This window comes from Microbacterium sp. ZW T5_45, from assembly GCF_044987415.1.
Classification (GTDB): domain Bacteria; phylum Actinomycetota; class Actinomycetes; order Actinomycetales; family Microbacteriaceae; genus Microbacterium.
The window spans coordinates 33,799-51,790 of sequence record NZ_JBJDRJ010000016.1 but is presented as its reverse complement, the minus strand read 5'-3'; the positions used below and the strand labels follow the sequence as shown (position 1 = coordinate 51,790).

The 17,992-nt window shown below is 68.0% G+C and carries 16 protein-coding genes; 9 read left to right on the top strand and 7 right to left on the bottom strand.

What is annotated here, in order from left to right:
* Window positions 1-119: 119 nt before the first annotated feature.
* From ACI3KS_RS10340 to ACI3KS_RS10300, 9 genes are all read left to right on the top strand, one after another.
* Complete coding sequence (locus tag ACI3KS_RS10340; RefSeq protein ID WP_404917909.1) at window positions 120-1,235, top strand: mannose-1-phosphate guanylyltransferase; 1,116 nt, start codon at window positions 120-122, stop codon at window positions 1,233-1,235.
* 149 nt (window positions 1,236-1,384) lie between these two features.
* Window positions 1,385-2,500 carry a BMP family protein gene (locus ACI3KS_RS10335; RefSeq protein WP_404917907.1) on the top strand — a complete coding sequence of 372 codons (1,116 nt, stop codon included), beginning with the start codon at window positions 1,385-1,387 and terminating at the stop codon, window positions 2,498-2,500.
* 157 nt (window positions 2,501-2,657) lie between these two features.
* The gene (locus ACI3KS_RS10330; RefSeq protein ID WP_404917905.1) at window positions 2,658-4,172 is read left to right on the top strand and encodes an ABC transporter ATP-binding protein; all 1,515 of its coding nucleotides are present in this window, start codon (window positions 2,658-2,660) and stop codon (window positions 4,170-4,172) included.
* Window positions 4,169-5,479, top strand: coding sequence for an ABC transporter permease (locus ACI3KS_RS10325; protein ID WP_404917903.1), 1,311 nt, complete (start codon window positions 4,169-4,171; stop codon window positions 5,477-5,479). The genes ACI3KS_RS10330 and ACI3KS_RS10325 overlap by 4 nt, the downstream gene beginning before the upstream one ends.
* Complete coding sequence (locus ACI3KS_RS10320; RefSeq protein ID WP_404917973.1) at window positions 5,479-6,762, top strand: ABC transporter permease; 1,284 nt, start codon at window positions 5,479-5,481, stop codon at window positions 6,760-6,762. The genes ACI3KS_RS10325 and ACI3KS_RS10320 overlap by 1 nt, the downstream gene beginning before the upstream one ends.
* Before the next feature lie 10 nt (window positions 6,763-6,772).
* Window positions 6,773-7,171, top strand: coding sequence for a cytidine deaminase (locus tag ACI3KS_RS10315; protein WP_217183312.1), 399 nt, complete (start codon window positions 6,773-6,775; stop codon window positions 7,169-7,171).
* Window positions 7,168-8,466, top strand: a complete 1,299-nt coding sequence (locus ACI3KS_RS10310; RefSeq protein ID WP_404917901.1) for a thymidine phosphorylase — start codon at window positions 7,168-7,170, stop codon at window positions 8,464-8,466. Before ACI3KS_RS10315 ends, ACI3KS_RS10310 begins: the two co-directional genes overlap by 4 nt.
* 53 nt (window positions 8,467-8,519) lie before the next feature.
* Window positions 8,520-9,635 carry an adenosine deaminase gene (locus ACI3KS_RS10305; protein ID WP_404917899.1) on the top strand — a complete coding sequence of 372 codons (1,116 nt, stop codon included), beginning with the start codon at window positions 8,520-8,522 and terminating at the stop codon, window positions 9,633-9,635.
* A 3-nt stretch (window positions 9,636-9,638) separates the two neighbouring features.
* On the top strand, window positions 9,639-10,748 hold the full coding sequence (locus ACI3KS_RS10300) for a polysaccharide deacetylase family protein (protein WP_404917897.1): 1,110 nt from the start codon (window positions 9,639-9,641) through the stop codon (window positions 10,746-10,748).
* Window positions 10,749-10,764: 16 nt separating this feature from the next.
* Here the strand turns inward: ACI3KS_RS10300 and ACI3KS_RS10295 are convergent, their stop codons facing one another.
* The 7 genes from ACI3KS_RS10295 to ACI3KS_RS10265 form a co-directional block, all read right to left on the bottom strand.
* The gene (locus ACI3KS_RS10295) at window positions 10,765-11,508 is read right to left on the bottom strand and encodes an alpha/beta hydrolase (RefSeq protein ID WP_404917895.1); all 744 of its coding nucleotides are present in this window, start codon (window positions 11,506-11,508) and stop codon (window positions 10,765-10,767) included.
* Between the two features lie 9 nt (window positions 11,509-11,517).
* On the bottom strand, window positions 11,518-12,477 hold the full coding sequence (locus ACI3KS_RS10290; protein ID WP_404917893.1) for an SDR family oxidoreductase: 960 nt from the start codon (window positions 12,475-12,477) through the stop codon (window positions 11,518-11,520).
* Window positions 12,474-13,415, bottom strand: a complete 942-nt coding sequence (locus tag ACI3KS_RS10285) for a bile acid:sodium symporter family protein (RefSeq protein ID WP_404917891.1) — start codon at window positions 13,413-13,415, stop codon at window positions 12,474-12,476. The genes ACI3KS_RS10290 and ACI3KS_RS10285 overlap by 4 nt, the downstream gene beginning before the upstream one ends.
* A complete protein-coding gene (locus tag ACI3KS_RS10280; RefSeq protein WP_404917889.1) occupies window positions 13,412-14,683 on the bottom strand; it encodes a flavin-containing monooxygenase in 1,272 nt (423 codons plus the stop codon). The genes ACI3KS_RS10285 and ACI3KS_RS10280 overlap by 4 nt, the downstream gene beginning before the upstream one ends.
* A 118-nt stretch (window positions 14,684-14,801) precedes the next feature.
* Window positions 14,802-15,959 (bottom strand): mannitol-1-phosphate 5-dehydrogenase, encoded by a 1,158-nt coding sequence (locus ACI3KS_RS10275; RefSeq protein ID WP_404917887.1) that lies wholly within the window; start codon window positions 15,957-15,959, stop codon window positions 14,802-14,804.
* The gene (locus ACI3KS_RS10270) at window positions 15,959-16,390 is read right to left on the bottom strand and encodes a PTS sugar transporter subunit IIA (protein WP_404917885.1); all 432 of its coding nucleotides are present in this window, start codon (window positions 16,388-16,390) and stop codon (window positions 15,959-15,961) included. Before ACI3KS_RS10270 ends, ACI3KS_RS10275 begins: the two co-directional genes overlap by 1 nt.
* A gap of 76 nt (window positions 16,391-16,466) precedes the next feature.
* Window positions 16,467-17,984, bottom strand: a complete 1,518-nt coding sequence (locus tag ACI3KS_RS10265) for a PTS mannitol transporter subunit IICB (protein ID WP_404917883.1) — start codon at window positions 17,982-17,984, stop codon at window positions 16,467-16,469.
* Between the last annotated feature and the right edge of the window lie 8 nt (window positions 17,985-17,992).

Genomic DNA, 17,992 nt, shown 5'->3' with positions numbered 1-17,992 from the left:
CGGAGAACATCAGGCACGCCCGATCGGGGTCAATCCTATTCCTGTCGGATCGCTGTGAGCGAGGAAGGGTAGCCTAAGTATCTCGACGTCAAGATGTCTGCGCGGGCTACGCTGGCCAGGTGAACAACACGATCCCGAACTTCTACGCCGTGATCCCCGCCGGAGGCATCGGCAGCAGGCTCTGGCCGCTGTCGCGGGCCGACGCCCCGAAGTTCCTGCACGACCTGACGGGGTCTGGTCACTCCCTGCTCCGCGACACCTGGGATCGGCTCGAACCGCTCGCCGGTCCCGACCGGATCGCCGTCGTCACGGGCCGCGCGCACCGCGCCGCAGTGGAGGAGCAGCTGCCGGGCATCGCCGACCTCAACGTGTTCCTCGAGTCCGAGCCCCGTGAATCGGCGGCGGCGATCGGCTTGGCCGCGGCGGTCCTGCACCGGCGGGATCCGGACGTCATCATCGGATCCTTCAGTGCCGACCACGTCATCCGCGGGACCCGGGTGTTCGAGTTCGCGGTCCGCGACGCGGTCGAGGTCGCGCGCGAGGGATACATCTGCACGATCGGAATCACGCCCACCGAGCCCGCCATCGGCTTCGGATACATCAAGAAGGGGCCCGAGCTGGTCGTCGACGGCGCGCGAGAGGCCGCCCTCGTCGAGAGCTTCGTCGAAAAGCCCGATCTCGAGACCGCGAAGGCGTATCTCGCCGAACGCACCTATCTCTGGAATGCGGGCATGTTCATCGCCAAGGCGAGCGTGCTCCTCGATGAGCTCGCGGCCAATGAGCCCGCGCTTCACGCCGGCCTCCTCGAACTCGCCGAGGCCTGGGATGATCGCGAGCGCCGGGGACCCGCCGTGGATCGGATCTGGCCGCGGCTCAAGAAGATCGCGATCGACTACGCCGTCGCGGAGCCCGCGGCGCAGCGCGGCAAGCTCGCCGTGGTGCCGGGGCACTTCGACTGGGATGACGTGGGCGACTTCGCATCGCTCACCAAGCTCATCACCAACGGGCGCAAGAACGACCTCGCGGTGCTCGGCCCGAAGGCGCGGGTGCTGTCCGATGCTGCGAGCGGCATCCTGGTGAGTCAGACCAGCCGGGTGATCAGCCTCGTCGGAGTGCAGGACATCGTGGTGGTGGACACCCCGGATGCGCTGCTCGTGACGACGGTGGAGAACGCTCAGCGGGTCAAGGGCGTCGTGGAGTCGCTCAAGCTCACCGGTCGGGGCGATGTGCTCTGATGAGCACGCTTGCATGCTCATCTGCGGAATAGATTTCAGGTTTGTAAAGATTCCCCACGGCGCGGGTCGGCGGCCTACGCAAACGCTGAAACAGTAGGTAACTTTGAGCGATCCGCGAGGGACGCGGTTCCGTTCAGGGAGGCACTGAGTTGACCATCTCCACCACCAAGAAGCTTCTGGGCGCGACCGTCGCCGCGGGCGTGATCTTCGCTCTCGCCGGCTGCGGCCAGGCTCCCACCGACTCGGGCAGCGGCTCGGGCGGCGGCGAGGCAGCATCCGACTTCCTGCCCTGCCTCGTCTCCGACGCGGGCGGCTGGAACGACAAGTCGTTCAACCAGTCGGCCAAGGAGGGCATGGACCGCGCCGCGGACACCCTCGGCGTCAAGCCCCTCGAGTTCGAGTCGGCGAACGACAACGACTACGCGCCGAACCTCGAGACCGCCGTCTCCGAGGGCTGCTCCCTGATCGTCTCGGTCGGATTCAAGCTCTCGGCGGCCACCGTAGAGTCCGCTCTCGCGAACCCCGACATCGACTACGCGATCATCGACGACTGGGCCGACAACGACTTCGACGGCGAGGTCGACGCTCCCAACATCAAGCCCCTGGTCTTCGACACCGCTCAGGCGGCCTACCTCGGCGGATACGCCTCGGCTGCATGGTCCGCGCAGAGCGGTGTGAACAAGGTCGGCACCTTCGGCGGCATGCAGATCCCGTCGGTCGCCGTGTTCATGGACGGCTTCCAGCTCGGCGTCGAGAAGTACAACGAGGACAAGTCGGCGTCGGTCGCGCTGTTCGGCTGGGACATCGCCACGCAGAAGGGTTCGTTCACGGGCGGCTTCGACGCGAACGACACCGCGAAGCAGACCGCACAGGGTGTGCTCGACCAGGGCGTCGACGTCATCCTCCCCGTCGGCGGTCCGGTCTACCAGAGCGCTGCGGCGGCCATCGCCGACAGCGGCAAGGACACCCTGCTCGTCGGCGTGGACAGCGACCTCGCCGTCGCAGACCCGAGTGTCGCCGACGTGACGCTGTTCTCGATCATGAAGGCCATCGACGTCGCCGTGGAGGATGCGACCATCGCTGCCTCCGAGGGTGACTTCGACCCGGCTCCCTACATCGGCACGCTCGAGAACGAGGGTGTGAAGCTCTCGGGCTTCGGCTCCTTCGAGGGTGACCTCCCGGAGGGCCTGACGGATGAGATCGCGGCTCTGCAGGAGCAGATCATCGCCGGTGACATCACTGTGGAGTCGCCGAACTCCCCGTGAGTCGCTGACATCCATGGCGGGGCGAGTGGTGACGTCGACCACTCGCCCCGTGCCGTGGATGGCGTCCGCACGCACGACCCCCAGCACGACCGGCGCGAGGAATCATCGTCGATACCCGCGTCTGCTCTTCCTCGAACTCTCTGGATAGGGTGCAGATATGAAGCTCGAACTCCGTGGCATCACCAAGCGCTTCGGCAGTCTCGTCGCCAACGACCACATCGATCTGGTGGTCGAACCAGGGCAGATCCACGCCCTCCTCGGCGAGAACGGCGCGGGAAAGTCCACGCTCATGAACGTCCTCTACGGCCTGTACCAGGCCGACGAGGGCGAGATCCTGCTGGACGACGCGGTCCAGCGATTCCGCGGCCCCGGCGACGCGATGAACGCCGGCATCGGAATGGTGCACCAGCACTTCATGCTCGTGCCCGTCTTCACGGTCGCTGAGAACGTCATGCTCGGACACGAGCAGACCAAGGGCCTCGGCACCCTCGACATCGCGAAGGCGCGTGAGCACGTGCGCGCCGTCGCCGCCCGCTTCGGATTCGACATCGACCCCGACGCGATCGTGGGCGACCTGCCCGTCGGCGTCCAGCAGCGCGTCGAGATCATCAAGGCCCTCTCGCGCGATGCGAAGGTCCTCGTGTTCGACGAGCCCACCGCCGTGCTCACGCCGCAGGAGACCGACGAGCTCATGGGCATCATGCGCCAGCTCCGCGAGGAGGGCACGGCGATCGTGTTCATCACGCACAAGCTGCGCGAGGTGCGGGAGGTCGCCGACCGGATCACGATCGTGCGTCTCGGCAAGATCGTCGGCGAGGCATCGCCGACCGCCAGCAATGCGGAGCTCGCCTCGCTCATGGTCGGCCGCGCCGTCGAGCTGACGGTGCACAAGGACCGTCCGAACCTCGGCACCGGCGGCCTGAAGGTCGAGAAGCTGCGCGTCCTCACCCCGACCGGCGCCATCGTCGTCGACGGGGTCGACTTCGAGGTCCGCCCCGGAGAGGTTCTGGCGATCGCCGGAGTCCAGGGCAACGGCCAGACCGAGCTCGTCGAGGCGATCGTCGGACTCGCCCCCCGGGTCGAGGGCACCATCACACTCGACGGCACCGACCTGGTGGGACGAAGCGTCCGCGCGATCCTCGATGCGGGTGTCGGCTTCGTTCCGGAGGATCGCAACGAGGACGGACTCGTCGGAGGGTTCTCCGTCGCGGAGAACCTGATCCTCGACCGCTCGACGGATCCCGCGTTCAGCCGGGTCGGCACGATCCGCCGCGGTGAGCTCGAGGAGTTCGCGAAGGCCCGCATCCACGAGTACGACATCCGCACACAGGGCGCCGACACACCGGCGGGGACACTGTCCGGTGGGAACCAGCAGAAGGTCGTCATCGCACGAGAGATGAGCAGGGAGCTCCGACTGCTCGTCGCCGCGCAGCCGACTCGAGGCGTCGACGTCGGCTCGATCGAGTTCATCCACAAGCGCATCATCGAGACGCGCGATGCGGGCATCCCCGTGATCGTCGTCTCCACGGAGCTCGACGAGGTCGCAGCTCTCGCCGACCGCATCGCGGTCATGTACCGAGGAACCATCGTCGGGATCGTCCCCGGCGACACCCCGCGCGAGACGCTCGGGCTGATGATGGCGGGCGCCGCCGATGGGGAGGTTGCCGCATGAGCGGGACGACACCGGGAGCGGATGACGCGACCACCGGACTGCCGGCGGAGCAGCTCCCGCGCGCGACCGGGCCGCTGACCGGCGAGGTACCGCCGCCACCGCGCGGCAATGTGATCCTCAAGGAGATCCTGCGGGGGAGCGCGGTCACCACCGTGCTCGCCGTGTTCCTCGCCCTCGTCGTCGGCAGTGTGCTCATCGCGTTCACGAACGAGGACGTGCTGACAGCATCCGGATACTTCTTCCAGCGTCCGAGCGACACGTTCGCCGCAGTCTGGAACGCGGTCTACAACGGCTACGAGGCGCTGTTCCGCGGAGCGATCTTCAACGCCCGCGGCGCCGACTTCGCCGCGCAGATCAAGCCGCTGACGAACACGCTGGGCTTCGCGGCCCCGCTGATCGCGGCAGGTCTCGGCGTCGCCCTCGCCTTCCGCGTCGGTCTGTTCAACATCGGTGCCCGCGGACAGATGCTGTTCGGCGTGGGCATCGCGGGGCTTCTGACCTTCGGTCTCGACCTGCCGATCTGGCTGCACATCCCCGTGACGTTGATCGCGGGCATCGCGGGCGGAGCCCTGTGGGGTGCGATCGCCGGTCTCATCAAGGCGCGCACCGGCGCTCACGAGGTGATCCTCACGATCATGCTCAACTACGTCGCGTACTACCTGCTGCTGTGGATGATCCGCACGCCGGGTCTGCTGCAGAAGCCCGGAACGAACCAGGCACTCGGCTACGCGACGCCAGAGTCGGCGCAGTTCCCCGAGCTTCTCGGACCCAAGTTCCCGCTGCTCGACCTGGGCTTCGTGTTCGTCATCATCGCAACCTTGTTCGTCTGGTGGCTCATCGAGCGGTCCAGCCTCGGACTCCGCATGCGCGCGGTCGGCGAGAACCCGCACGCCGCCCGTGCGGCCGGGATCAGTGTGCCGCGCGTGTACGTATACGCCATGCTCTTCGCCGGAGGCCTCGCGGGTCTCGCCGGTATGAATCAGGTGCAGGGTGCCGTGACCACCGGCATCACCGAGACGATCGACGCCGGCATCGGATTCGACGCCATCACGGTCGCCCTGCTCGGCCGCAGCCGGGCGTGGGGCACCTTCGCCGCAGGCATCCTCTTCGGCGCTCTCAAGGCGGGCTCGTTCTCGATGCAGGCACAGGACATCCCGGTGGACATCGTGCTCGTCGTGCAGTCGCTCGTCGTGCTTTTCATCGCGGCTCCGCCGCTGCTGCGCGCTGTGTTCTTCCTGCCCAAGTCCGATGCGGAGAAGGCGGCCAAGGCGAGAGCCAAGTCCGCGAAGAAGGCGGTGGCCGCATGATGTCCCTCGCGCAGACCCAGGCAGCGGACGGGACCGTCCAGCTCGCCACCGTGAAGGAGCGGCACCTGAAGGCGCCCATCGTGCTCGCCGCGGCCACGGCGCTGCTCGCTCTGCTCGTGCTGCTCGTGCCGCGATCGGGAACCAGCACGTTCCGCCTCGGCGACTCCTCGCAGTCGTTCGAGCTCCCCGATGTCGGTCTGCCGACCGGCGCGACCATCTGGGTCTCGATCGCCATCCTCGTCGTCCTGGTGGTCGCCTCGTTCCTGCGGGCGTGGACCTACCGGTCGCCGTCGCTCTGGCTGGTTCTCGCTTTCGGAGTGATCGCGGTCTTCGCCTTCCTCGTGTGGGCCGGAGCGGGGGGCCTGGTGCCCGTCACGAGCCTGCTGTTCGGCGCGGTCTCGCTGTCCGTCCCACTGGTGTTCGGCGCCCTCGGCGGAGTGATCGGCGAGCGGGCGGGTGTCGTGAACGTGGCGATCGAGGGGCAGCTTCTCCTCGGGGCGTTCTCCGCGGCCCTTCTCTCGAGCATCACCGGCAACCCGTTCGTCGGCCTGATCGGAGCGATGCTCGGCGGCGTGCTCGTGGCGAGCGTGCTCGCGGCGTTCGCCATCAAGTACCTCGTCGAGCAGGTCATCGTCGGTGTCGTGCTGAACGTGCTGGTCACCGGACTCACCGGCTTCCTGTACGGCGCGCTGCTGGCGCCGAACGAGCAGACGCTGAACGCGCCAGTGCGATTCGATCGCATCGAGATCCCGCTGCTGAGCGACATCCCGATCATCGGCCCGGTCCTGTTCAATCAGACCTTCATCGTCTATCTCATGTTCATCGCCGTCGGCGTGGTCGCCTGGGGGCTGTACCGCTCCAAGTGGGGACTGCGGCTCCGCGCGGTCGGTGAGCACCCACAGGCCGCCGACACCGTCGGCATCAAGGTCAACGCCACGCGGTTCTGGAACGTCCTGCTCGCCGGTGCGATCGCCGGCGTCGGAGGCGCGTACTTCACGCTGGTCTCGGTTCCGCAGTTCGGTAAGGACATGACCGCCGGCCTCGGCTTCATCGCCCTCGCCGCCGTCATCTTCGGACGTTGGGACCCGATCCGCGCGACCCTCGCGGCGCTGCTCTTCGGCTTCGCGACGAACCTGCAGAACCTGCTGTCGATCCTGAAGACGCCGATCCCCGGCGAGTTCATGCTCATGCTGCCGTACGTGGTCACGCTGCTCGCGGTGGCCGGTTTCGCCGGTCAGATCCGCGGGCCGGCGGCCAGCGGCAAGCCGTACATCAAGTCCTAGGAGACCGAGAATGACAGACATCGACTGGGACGACCTGCGTCAGGTCGCCACGGATGCGATGACCAAGGCGTACGCGCCGTACTCCCGGTATCGCGTGGGGGCTGCTGCTCTCGTGAGCGACGGACGCGTGGTCGCCGGCTGCAACGTCGAGAACGCCTCGTACGGCGTCACGCTGTGCGCGGAGTGCGCGCTCGTCGGCGACCTGCACATGTCGGGCGGCGGCAAGCTCGTCGCCTTCGTCTGCGTGAACAACGATGGCGAGACGATCATGCCGTGCGGGCGCTGCCGCCAGCTGCTCTTCGAGCACGCCATGCCCGGAATGCTGCTGGAGACCGTCTCCGGCATCCGCACGATCGATGAAGTACTGCCGGATGCGTTCGGCCCGAGGGACTTGGAGGACGCCCGATGAGCGTTGAGCCTTTCGACGCCGTGGATGTGATCCGCGCGAAGCGCGACGGCGGAGTCGTCCCCGAGCCGGCGCTGCGCTGGATGGTCGACGCCTACACCCGCGGCTATGTCTCCGACGCGCAGATGGCCTCGTTCGCGATGGCGGTGTTCCAGCGCGGTATGGAGCGTGACGAGATCCGCGTGCTCACCGACGCGATGATCGCCTCGGGCGAGCGGATGAGCTTCGCGAGCCTCGGCAAGAAGACCGTCGACAAGCACTCCACCGGCGGTGTCGGCGACAAGATCACGCTGCCGCTCGCCCCGCTCGTCGCGGCGTTCGGGGTGGCCGTCCCGCAGCTCTCCGGCCGCGGCCTCGGCCACACCGGCGGCACGCTCGACAAGCTCGAGTCCATTCCCGGCTGGCGCGCTGCGCTCAGCAACGAGGAGATGTTCGCGCAGATGCAGTCCGACGTCGGCGCGGTGATCTGCGCGGCGGGTTCTGGCCTCGCCCCGGCGGACAAGAAGCTGTACGCGCTGCGCGATGTCACCGGCACGGTCGAGGCGATCCCGCTCATCGCGTCGAGCATCATGTCGAAGAAGATCGCCGAGGGCACCGACGCGCTCGTGCTCGACGTGAAGTTCGGATCCGGCGCCTTCATGCAGGACATCGACCGCGCCCGGGAGCTCGCACGGACGATGGTCGCGCTCGGCACCGATTCCGGCGTCGCGACCACGGCCCTGCTCACCGACATGAACGTCCCGCTGGGTCTCGCGATCGGCAACGCGAACGAGGTCCGCGAGTCCGTCGAGGTGCTCGCTGGCGGCGGCCCCGCCGACGTCAGAGAGCTCACGATCGCCCTCGCCAGGGAGATGCTCGCCCTGGCCGGTCAGCCGGATGCCGATGTCGAGAAGGCGCTCGACGACGGGCGGGCGATGGACACCTGGAAGGCGATGATCCGCGCGCAAGACGGCGACCCCGACGCCCCGCTGCCGACGGCCCGCGAGACGCACGTCGTCACGGCCCCGGCCGACGGTGTGCTGACGCGCCTGGAGGCGCTGCCCTTCGGCATCTCGGCATGGCGCCTCGGCGCCGGCCGTGCCCGTGCCGAGGACCCGGTGATCTTCGAAGCCGGCATCGACCTGCACGCGAAGCCCGGCGACCAGGTCGTCGCGGGCCAGCCGCTGTTCACGCTCTCGGCTGCCGACGAAGCCCGCTTCCCTCGCGCCCTCGAAGCCCTCGAAGGCGCGTGGGAGATCGGTGACCCGTCGAGCGCCGTCGGGCGCGGCCCGATCGTCCGGGAGCGCATCACGGCGTGAGCCGCTCGGACGATAGCCTGGACTGAGCGATTCCGCGACCGAGAGGATCTCCCATGTCGATCGACAAGAGCGGCGACGCCACCATCCAGGGCGTCTCCGTGCGCAGCCTGCCGAAGGTGTCGCTGCACGACCACCTCGACGGAGCGGTTCGACCGGCGACGATCATCGAGCTGGCGGACGCGATCGGCGTCGACCTGCCGGCGACCGACCCGGCGAAGCTCGGATCCTGGATCGCGAAGAAGAGCGACTCCGGGTCGCTGGTGGAGTACCTGAAGACCTTCGACGTCACTCTCGCCGTCATGCAGACGACCGAGGGACTGACGCGGGTCGCACGCGAGTTCGTGCAGGATCTGGCGGCCGACGGAGTGATCTATGGCGAGGTCCGATGGGCGCCGGAACAGCACCTCCTCCGCGGACTCTCGCTCGAACAGGCCGTCGAGGCCGTCCAGCAGGGCATCGAGGAGGGCGAGGACGCCGCCGACCGCTCGGGCCGCAGCATCCGCGTCGGCCAGCTCCTCACCGCGATGCGGCACACCGACCGTTCCCGTGAGATCGCGGAGCTCGCGATTGATTTCCGCGGCCGCGGCGCCGTCGGGTTCGACATCGCGGGACCCGAAGACGGTTTCCCGGCCTCGGACCATCGCGCAGCCTTCGACTTCCTCGCTGACAACTTCTTCCCGGTGACCGTGCACGCGGGCGAAGCCGCCGGACTCGCGTCGATCCGTTCGGCGCTTCTCGACGGGCGAGCCCTCCGTCTCGGTCACGGAGTGCGCATCGCGGAGGACCTCCAGGTCGTCACCGAGGAGGGCGATGAGGTGCAGGTGCAGTTCGGCGACCTCGCACGCTGGGTGCGCGATCGCGAGATCCCGCTCGAGCTGTCGCCCTCCTCGAACTTGCAGACCGGAGCGATCGCGCGGTGGGGGACCACGCTCGCCGATCACCCGTTCGACCTGCTCTACCAGTTGGGCTTCGCCGTCACCGTGAACGTCGACAACCGCACCATGAGCGCCACCTCGCTCACCCGTGAGCTCGCTCTGCTCGCGGACGCGTTCGAGTACGGGCTGGACGACCTCGAGACATTCCAGTTCAATGCCGCGTCTGCGGCCTTCCTCCCGGTCGAGGAGCGGGAGGAGCTCGTCGAGATGATCGCCGACGGCTTCGACGTCTAGACCATGTCGACCGGGGGGTCGCGCAAGCGCAGAGTCATCGGAGTCATCCTCACCGCCGTCGTGCTCCTCGGAGGGGGAGCAGTCGGCACCTACGCGGCGATGTCGTCCAGAGAACCTGAACCGCAGGAACCGCGGGCCGGCGGCGCGGTCGTCGAGCGTCCGCCGCTGAGTCCGGTGGAGCAGTTGCTGAAGGATGCCGACGATCCGCTGGCGTGTGCGCTGACGTTCTCGGGCGACGGTGCGCCTGCTGAGCCTATGCTGCAGCGACAGGACGACGTGTATCACTCGCTGCCGATCCCGACGGCGGACGGCAGGGTGTTCGGCGGCTGGTATCCGACTCCGACGGATGCGCAGAGTCTGACCGCCGCTGCGCGAGTCAACGGTGCTGATCGGGTCGTCTGCACGGATCAGCGGATCGAGCTGTTCGCCGGTTGGACCACGCCCGAGCAGAACGTGGCGGCCGACACGAACGTCGCGATCCTCATGTACCACCAGTTCACGACGAAGCCGGAGGGCGAGTCGGGCTGGCTCCGAGGCAACTACGCCTACATCGGCGACTTCGATGCGCAGATGGAGCACATCGCGACGACGGGCTTCTACCTGCCCACGTGGGACGAGCTGAGCGCGTTCATCGACGGTCGGCTGTTCCTGCCGGAGCGCTCGGTCATCATCACGGACGATGATGCGGACCAGAGCTGGTTCGATCTCGCGGTGCCCGTGGTCGACCGGCTGCAGCTGCTGTCGACGTCGTTCATGATCACCTCGGCGCGGCAGGACCCCGCGCCCTCGATCTTCGTCCAGCGCCGCTCCCACACGCACGACATGCATCAGGCCGGCGAGAACGGCAAGGGGCGGATGGTGAACTGGACGGCCGATCAGATCGCCGCAGATCTCACCACGTCGGCTGATGTCCTCGGCGTCCGCGAGGTCGTGGCCTATCCCTACGGTCACTACAACGACACCGCGAAGCAGGGGGTCGCGCAGGCCGGATTCGAGATGGCACGCACGATCGAGCCCGGGTACGTGACGATCGGCACCGACAAGCTCGCGCTCCCCGTGGTGCGCATCGACTACGGGATGACCGTGGAGGACCTGATCTCGCGCATCGGCTGAGATGCACCGACGGACGTCAGCGGAGCGTCGCGAAGAATTCGTCGAGCAGCGCGGTGACCTGCTCGTGCATCTCCTCGTCCGAGATCGCTGGCGTCCCGTCGCCGGCCTGAGGTCCGTAGTCGCCGAACGAGGCGTGCGAGGCGCCGTCGATCTGGATCATCTCGGCATCCGCCGGCAAGAGGTCTCGAGCACCGTCGATCTTCTCCGGCGTGGAGAGCCCGTCCTCGCTGCCCGAGATGCTCAGCACCGCGAGGGACGAGTCCGAGACATCGTTCGAGCAGTAGGAGCCGAACAGCACGAGCGCATCGGCGTCGGCCGCGAGCCGGCATGCGCGGACACCGCCGAGGGAGTGGCCGCCGACGGCCCAGGTGTCGATGTCGGGCGCGGCCGAGGTGAAGGAGTCCAGCCCGCGCAGGTCGAAGAACGCGAGGTTGAGCCACGGACGGGTGATGACGACGGTGACGCCGTCCTCGACGACGCCCTGCAGGATCGCCGCATACGCCGACGGGTCGACCTTCGCGCCGGGCACGAAGACGAGACCGATCTCGGAGGCGCCGTCAGCGGGCGCCAGGACGATTCCCTGTTCGGCATCCGTCACGGTGATGGCCGGATTCTCCTCGACGCTCGCCAACGGTCCCGGCTCCGCCCCCATGACGCCGATCTGGCTCCACGCGACGATACCGCCGACCCCGAGCACCATAAGGGCGACGAGACTCCAGAGGAACCATTTCAGGACGCGGCGTCCACGCTTCTTCTGCACGCCTACAGGCTAGGCGATTCCCCTGTGCGCGACCCCCGGGTGGCTCTCCAGGTACGCTTCGAAGGCCTCTGCGCTCGTGCGGCGCGGTCGGTATCCGAACTCCGTGACGAGACGTGTGTTCGAGAGCACCGGGCGGTACCGGAGGAAGCGGACCTTCTCCGGCCCGTGCTCGGTCAGGCGCAGGGTCCGCCCGATGCGCAATGCGATCGACAGCGCCCAGGCGGGTACGGTGAGCAGCGGCTTGCCGAGGCGCTCCGCGATCTGCGGCACCGTGAGCCGCCCGGAACCCGCCACGTTGAAGACGCCGGGCGGTCCGTCCGTCGCGGCCAGCGTCATGGCCGCGGCGACGTCGTCGGCCCATACGAACACGAACGGCGAGTCGGAGCCGGCGATGCGCAGGATGCGCGGGCCGTCCCACAGCGCGGTGATCTGGTTGCGCACGGACGGGCCGAGGATCGTACCGATGCGGAAGACGACCTGCTCCAGCTCCGGGTGCGTGCGCCGGTGTTCGGCGAGCATCTCCTCGACGAGCCTCTTGTGCCTGGAGTAGGGGAACTCGTCGTTGCCGCGCAGCGGCTGCTCCTCGTCGATCCACTCCGGGTTGTCGGCGTGATATCCGTATGCGGCACCGGAGCTGGACACCACGATGCGCCGCACCCCTGTCTCGACGCACGCCCGCAGAACGTCGGCCGTGCCGGTGACGTCGACGCGGAACTCGCGCTCGACATCGCGGCCAGGGTTCACGATGGCCGCGAGATGCACGACGGTGTCGATGCGATGCTCGCGCAGCAGGGGAGCGATCGACGGCGCATCCGTCACGTCGAGTCGCTCGTCGACGATGCCCTCTCGGGGCGAGCCGGAGCGGACATCGGCGGACACCACGAGCTCGACGTCGGGTCGGAGGGCGAGCGCCTGCGCGACGTGCGAGCCCAGGAAGCCCGCACCTCCCGTGATCAGCACACGCGTCATGCGGCTGCCGTCCTGGTCGCGTCTCCGGTCGGGCTGCCGGTGCGCCGTCGCGTGTGCCGAGCCCAGAGCCCAGCCACGACGAGTCCGGCGACGATGTCCCAGATCCCCCACCATCCGGCGACGATCGCCATGCCGCCGAGACCATCGAAGAAGAGGAACACGAGGCCGAGACCCAGGCCCGCATTGCGGATGCCGACCTCGAAGGTCATGGCCTTCCGCTCGCGCGTACCGAGGCCGCCCACGACCGCCGTGCCGTAGCCGAGCGCCAGGGCCACCGCGTCGTGCACGGTGACCACGAGCAGGATCACGCCGAGGACCTGCACGAACACCGACCAGTTGCCGACCAGGGCGGCCAGGATGAAGCCGAGCAGCGCGATGAGGCTGAACCACTTCACGAACGGCTGCACCCGGCGCGTGACCGAGGGCAGTCTGGCGCGGATCAGCAGCCCCAGCGCGAACGGCAGACCGACGATGAGGAGGATCTCGAGCAGCATCCGCCAGGGGTCGAGCTCCACCGATCGCAGCAACGTGCGTGCTGTCGGGTGCAGCGACGCCCAGAACGTGATGCTCAGCGGCATCGCGACGATGTAGACGAGGTTGCCGACCGCCGTCAGCGAGACCGAGAGCGCGACGTTGCCGCCCGCGCGATGCGTCAGCACCTGCGAGATGTTACCGGGTGGGCAGCACGCCACCAGGAGCATCCCCAGCGCCATGGACGGGCTCACCGGGAGCACGAGAGTGAGCAGGAAGGTGGCGATCGGCAGCAGGAGCAGTTGGGCGAGGATCGCGATCACGAACGGCTTCGGGTGCTTCGCCACGACCTTGAAGTCGGCGGGCGAGGTGTCCAGGGCGATCCCGAACATGATCAGTCCGAGGACGACGTTGAGGACCGTGAGGGAACCGGGGGTGAAGCTCAGCACCACGTCGTCGACGTTCATGACGTCTTCTCCAGGGCCGCCTGCTCGCGGCGGATCGCGCCCCGGTAGGCGTCCTTGTTGACGTAGTACGCCATGCGGTCGAGGCCGAGGTAGTGATAACCGCCGGTGACGTCGGGCCAGGGCTCGCGGTTCACCCGCTGCCGGAACCGCTCGGCGCGCGCCGGCTCCTGATCGACAGCGGCCAGATAGGAACCGAGCAGATCCGCCTGCTCGTAGCGCCCCTGCCAGCCGATCCCTGATGCCTCGATCATCCCCATCACGTACAGCCCGTTGAAGGACGCGGGGAACATGTTGAGGAACAGTCGCGGTGCGGCGCCCTGCCAGTGCAGGTGCTCACGCGAGACGAACGGATAGTCGAGCGTGTAGCCGGTCGCCAGGAGGACGAGGTCGTACTCGCCCGATGTGCCGTCTCGGAAGCGCACGATGCTGCCGTCGAATCGCTCGATGTCGGGGCGGATGCGCAGGTCACCCTGACCGAGGTGGCCCAGGACCATGGTGTTGACGATCGGATGCGACTCGTAGATGCGATAGCGGGGCTTCGGAAAGCCGAACCGTACCGGGTCGCCGGTGAACATCTTCAGGACGCGGCTGTCCACCGCCTGCTTCAGCCGCGCGGGCAGCGGCCTTCCTTGGTTGAGCGTGTCGCTCGGGCGGCCGAACAGATACCGCGGGACGAAGTAGTAGCCGCGGCGCACGCTCATGTCCACCGAAGTCGCGTGGTGCACGGCATCGACGGCGATGTCGCACCCGGAGTTGCCCGCGCCGATCAGCAGCACCCGTCTGCCGCGGAGCCCCTCTGCCGACTTGTATGCGCTGGTGTGCTGGATCTCTCCGGAGAACTCCCCGGGGAAAGAGGGGATGTGCGGCTCGGCGAGGGTGCCGTTCGCGAGCACCACCCCCGTGTACCACCGGGTCGACTCGCCGTCGGGACCGATGCTGGTGAGGTCCCAGCCGTCGTCGTGGGGTTCCAGTCGCGTGACCCTCGTGTCGAAGCGGAAGAGGTCTCGGAGCCCGTACTCGTCGGCGTACTGGCGGAAGTACTCCAGGAGCACCCGGTGGCTCGGGTAGTCCACGTCGGAGCGCATCGGGAACTCGGCGAACTGGGTGGTGGTCCGCGAGGAGATGAGGTGCGCTGATTCGTACATCGTGCTGCGCGGATTGGAGATGTCCCAGAGGCCGCCGACGCCGTGCGACGCTTCATATCCTTCGACGCGGATGCCGCGTCTGCTGAGCGCTCTCGCGGCGGCGAGCCCCTGACGGGCCGGCACCGATCACGGCATAGGTGTTCATCTGTCTCCCTGCACAGCGCTGTGCCCCGGTCGGGTCCGGGTGAACCGATCGTAACCGACCGGACCCGTCACCGCCGAGGCACGACGCGTACAGGGGTCAGAGCAGGTCGAGCTCCTCCTGGCGGGCGCTGATCGCATCCCGGACCGCAGGGAACAGCGGATGCTCGGGGTCGAGACCCGTGATCGCCGCGGTCAGCGCGGTGGCGTCCTCGGACCTCAGCCGCTCCTGCAACTCCACCGCCTGCGGGTCTGCGGGATCGACGAATGACAGGGCGGCCGAGACCGCACGAACGAGCGCCGACGTCGAGAGGCCGCGCTCGGCGGCCATCGCCGCCGGTCCGATGAAGCGCTCGTGGCGGGAGAGCTTGCGCAGCGGCTGTCGCCCCACCCGCTCGACTCCGTCCTCGAGCGCGGGATTGCGGAAGCGCTCGAGGATCTTCGCCCGGTAAGCGGCGAGGTCCGCAGGGTCGAGGCCGTGCTCCGCCGCGAGGACGGCCGAGGTCTCCTCGAGGGCGGCGGCGACGCCTTCGGCGACCTCGGGGATCGCGAGCGCCTGGGCGATCGTCGCGGCTCCCGCCTGCGCGCCGAGGTAGGCGGTGGCAGCATGGCCGGTGTTGACCGTGTAGAGCTTGCGCTCGATGTACGGCGCGAGCGCGTCGACGAAATGCGCCCCGGGGATCGACGGGCGGGCGTCACCGAACGGCGGTGCCTCGATCGCCCACTCGACGTAGGGCTCCACGGTGACGTCGACGCCCTGGCCGGGGGCCTGGGCGGGCACGATCCGGTCCACGGCGGTGTTCGCGAACACCGCGCGGGAGAGGAGCTCGACGGCGTCGGGGCCGGCCACCTTCTCGATCTCGCCGCGGAGCTGATCGGTCGCGCCGATCGCGTTCTCGCACGCCATGACCTGCAGTCTCGCGGCGTCCGGGCTCCGCCGACGCAGGCCCTCGACGATCGTCGGGGCGACGAATCGCAGCACGGTCGGGCCCACGGCCGTGGTCACGACATCGGCTGAGGCGACCTCGTCGGCAGCGGCATCCGGCTCCTCCGCGCTGTTCACGGCGCGGAATCCGGTGACGGTGCGATCGACGCCGCCGGGCCCCGCCTCATGGACGGTGTACTCGGAGACCGCGTTGATCGCGTCGACGAGCGCGGGGGCGACGTCGGAGAAGACGACCTCGTAGCCGCCCTCGTGCAGCAGCAGTCCGACGAATCCGCGGCCGATGTTGCCCGCGCCGAAGTGGACGGCCTTCATCAGTCGTTCACCGCGGCGAGCAGGTCGTAGAGCTCATCGGGCGTCTGCGCCGCGGCGAGCCTGGCGACGTCGTCCTCGTCGGAGAAGAGGATCGCGATCTGCGACAGGATCTCGAGGTGCTCGTCACCACGACCCGCGATGCCGATCACGAAGGTGGCCGGCTCACCCGCCCAGTCCACGCCGCCGTCGTAGCGGACCACCGACAGTGCGGAGGCGAGGATCTCGTCCTTCGCGTCGTTGGTGCCGTGCGGGATCGCCAGGCCGTTGCCCATGAACGTCGACACGGTCTCCTCGCGCTGACGCATGGCGTCGACGTAGGCGGGGGTCACGGCGCCGACCGACACGAGGATGTCGGTGGCCTCCTGCAGGGCGGCCGCCTGGGTGACGGAGCCGGAATGGATGCGGATCTGCTCGCGGGTGAGAACGCTCATGATGATTCCTTTCTGGATTCTCTTCTGAGAGTGTGGCGGCAGGGCGGATGCTGTGGCACCCGCCCTGCCGGTTCGATCAGGCCTCGGACTCGCGCTGTTCGCGCACCAGCTCGACGACCTCTTCGTACTTCGGAGAGTTCATGAAGTTGTCCACCGAGACGTGCAGCGAGTTCGGCGACTGCGCCTTTGCCCGGTCGGTGAGCTGCTGCTGAGTGATGACGAGGTCGGCCGTGCCGTCGAGGTTCGCGATCGCCTGGTTGGTGACCGTGACACCGTCGATGCCCGCCTTCTTGAACTTGTTGCGCAGGACGCTGGCGCCCATGGCGGACGAGCCCATGCCGGCGTCGCAGGCGAACACGATGTTGCTGATCGGGGTCGTGGCGACGGCGGTCGTCGCCGAGTTCTTGACGAGGCCGCTCAGCGCTTCGGAGGACTTGCCCTTGTTGGCCTCGGTCTGCGCGACAGCGGCAGCGAATGCGTCCTCCTTCTCGAGATCCTTCTTCCGGCTCGCGCGCAGGATCAGCATCGAGATGATGAACGTCACCGCGGCCGAGAGGATCACCGAGAGGATCACTCCGAGGTAGTCGGTGCGGTAGGTCTGCCCGAGCACCGCGATGATGCTTCCCGGTGCGGCAGGCGCGACGAGCCCGGTTCCGAACAGCATGTTGGTGGTGACCCCGGTCATGCCACCTGCGATCAGGGCGACGATGAGGATCGGCTTCATGAGCGCGTAGGGGAAGTACACCTCGTGGATTCCGCCGAAGAACTGGATGACCGCAGCGCCGGGCGCGGAGGCGCGTGCCGCGCCGATGCCGAAGATCGTGAACGCGAGCAGCAGACCGACACCGGGGCCGGGGTTGGCCTCCAGGAGGAACAGGATCGACTTGCCGCTGTCCGTCGCCTGTTGGGTACCGAGCGGGGTGAGCACACCGTGGTTGATGGCGTTGTTGAGGAAGAACACCTTCGCCGGCTCGATGATGATGCTGGTCAGCGGCAGGAGGTTCGTGTCCACCAGCCAGTTCACTGCGGTCGACAGCACGTTCATGATGCCGTTCACCAGCCAGGCCACCGGGTAGAAGCCGATCACGACCATCACGAAGCCCCAGATGCCGGCCGAGAACATGTTCACGAGCATCTCGAAGCCGGCCTTGATCTTGCCCTCCCAGAGCGAGTCGAGCCACTTCATCGTGTAGGCCGCGAGCGGAGCCATGATCATCGCACCGATGAACATGTGGATCTGGCCCAGCTGGTTGTCCTCGGGAAGAGTCGCGTTGACCTGGGCGATCAGATAGTCCGAGCCGGCGATCGCTCCCATGACCGCGATAGCCGCGACCACGCCGCCGCGGGTCTTGTAGACCAGTGTTCCGCCCGTGTAGGCGATGATGATCGGCAGCAGGTAGTGGATGAACGGGCCGACGACACTTGCAAGCTGCTCGTTCGGCGTCCAGCCGACAGGGATGAAGAACGCGGTGATGATGCCCCACGCGATCAGCGCGGGAATGTTCGGCATGATCATGCCGGAGAGGAACGTGCCGAACCGCTGCACGCCTACGCGGAGGCCACCTGGCTGGGTGGCGGGTGACGTCGTCGTCATGGTCTCTT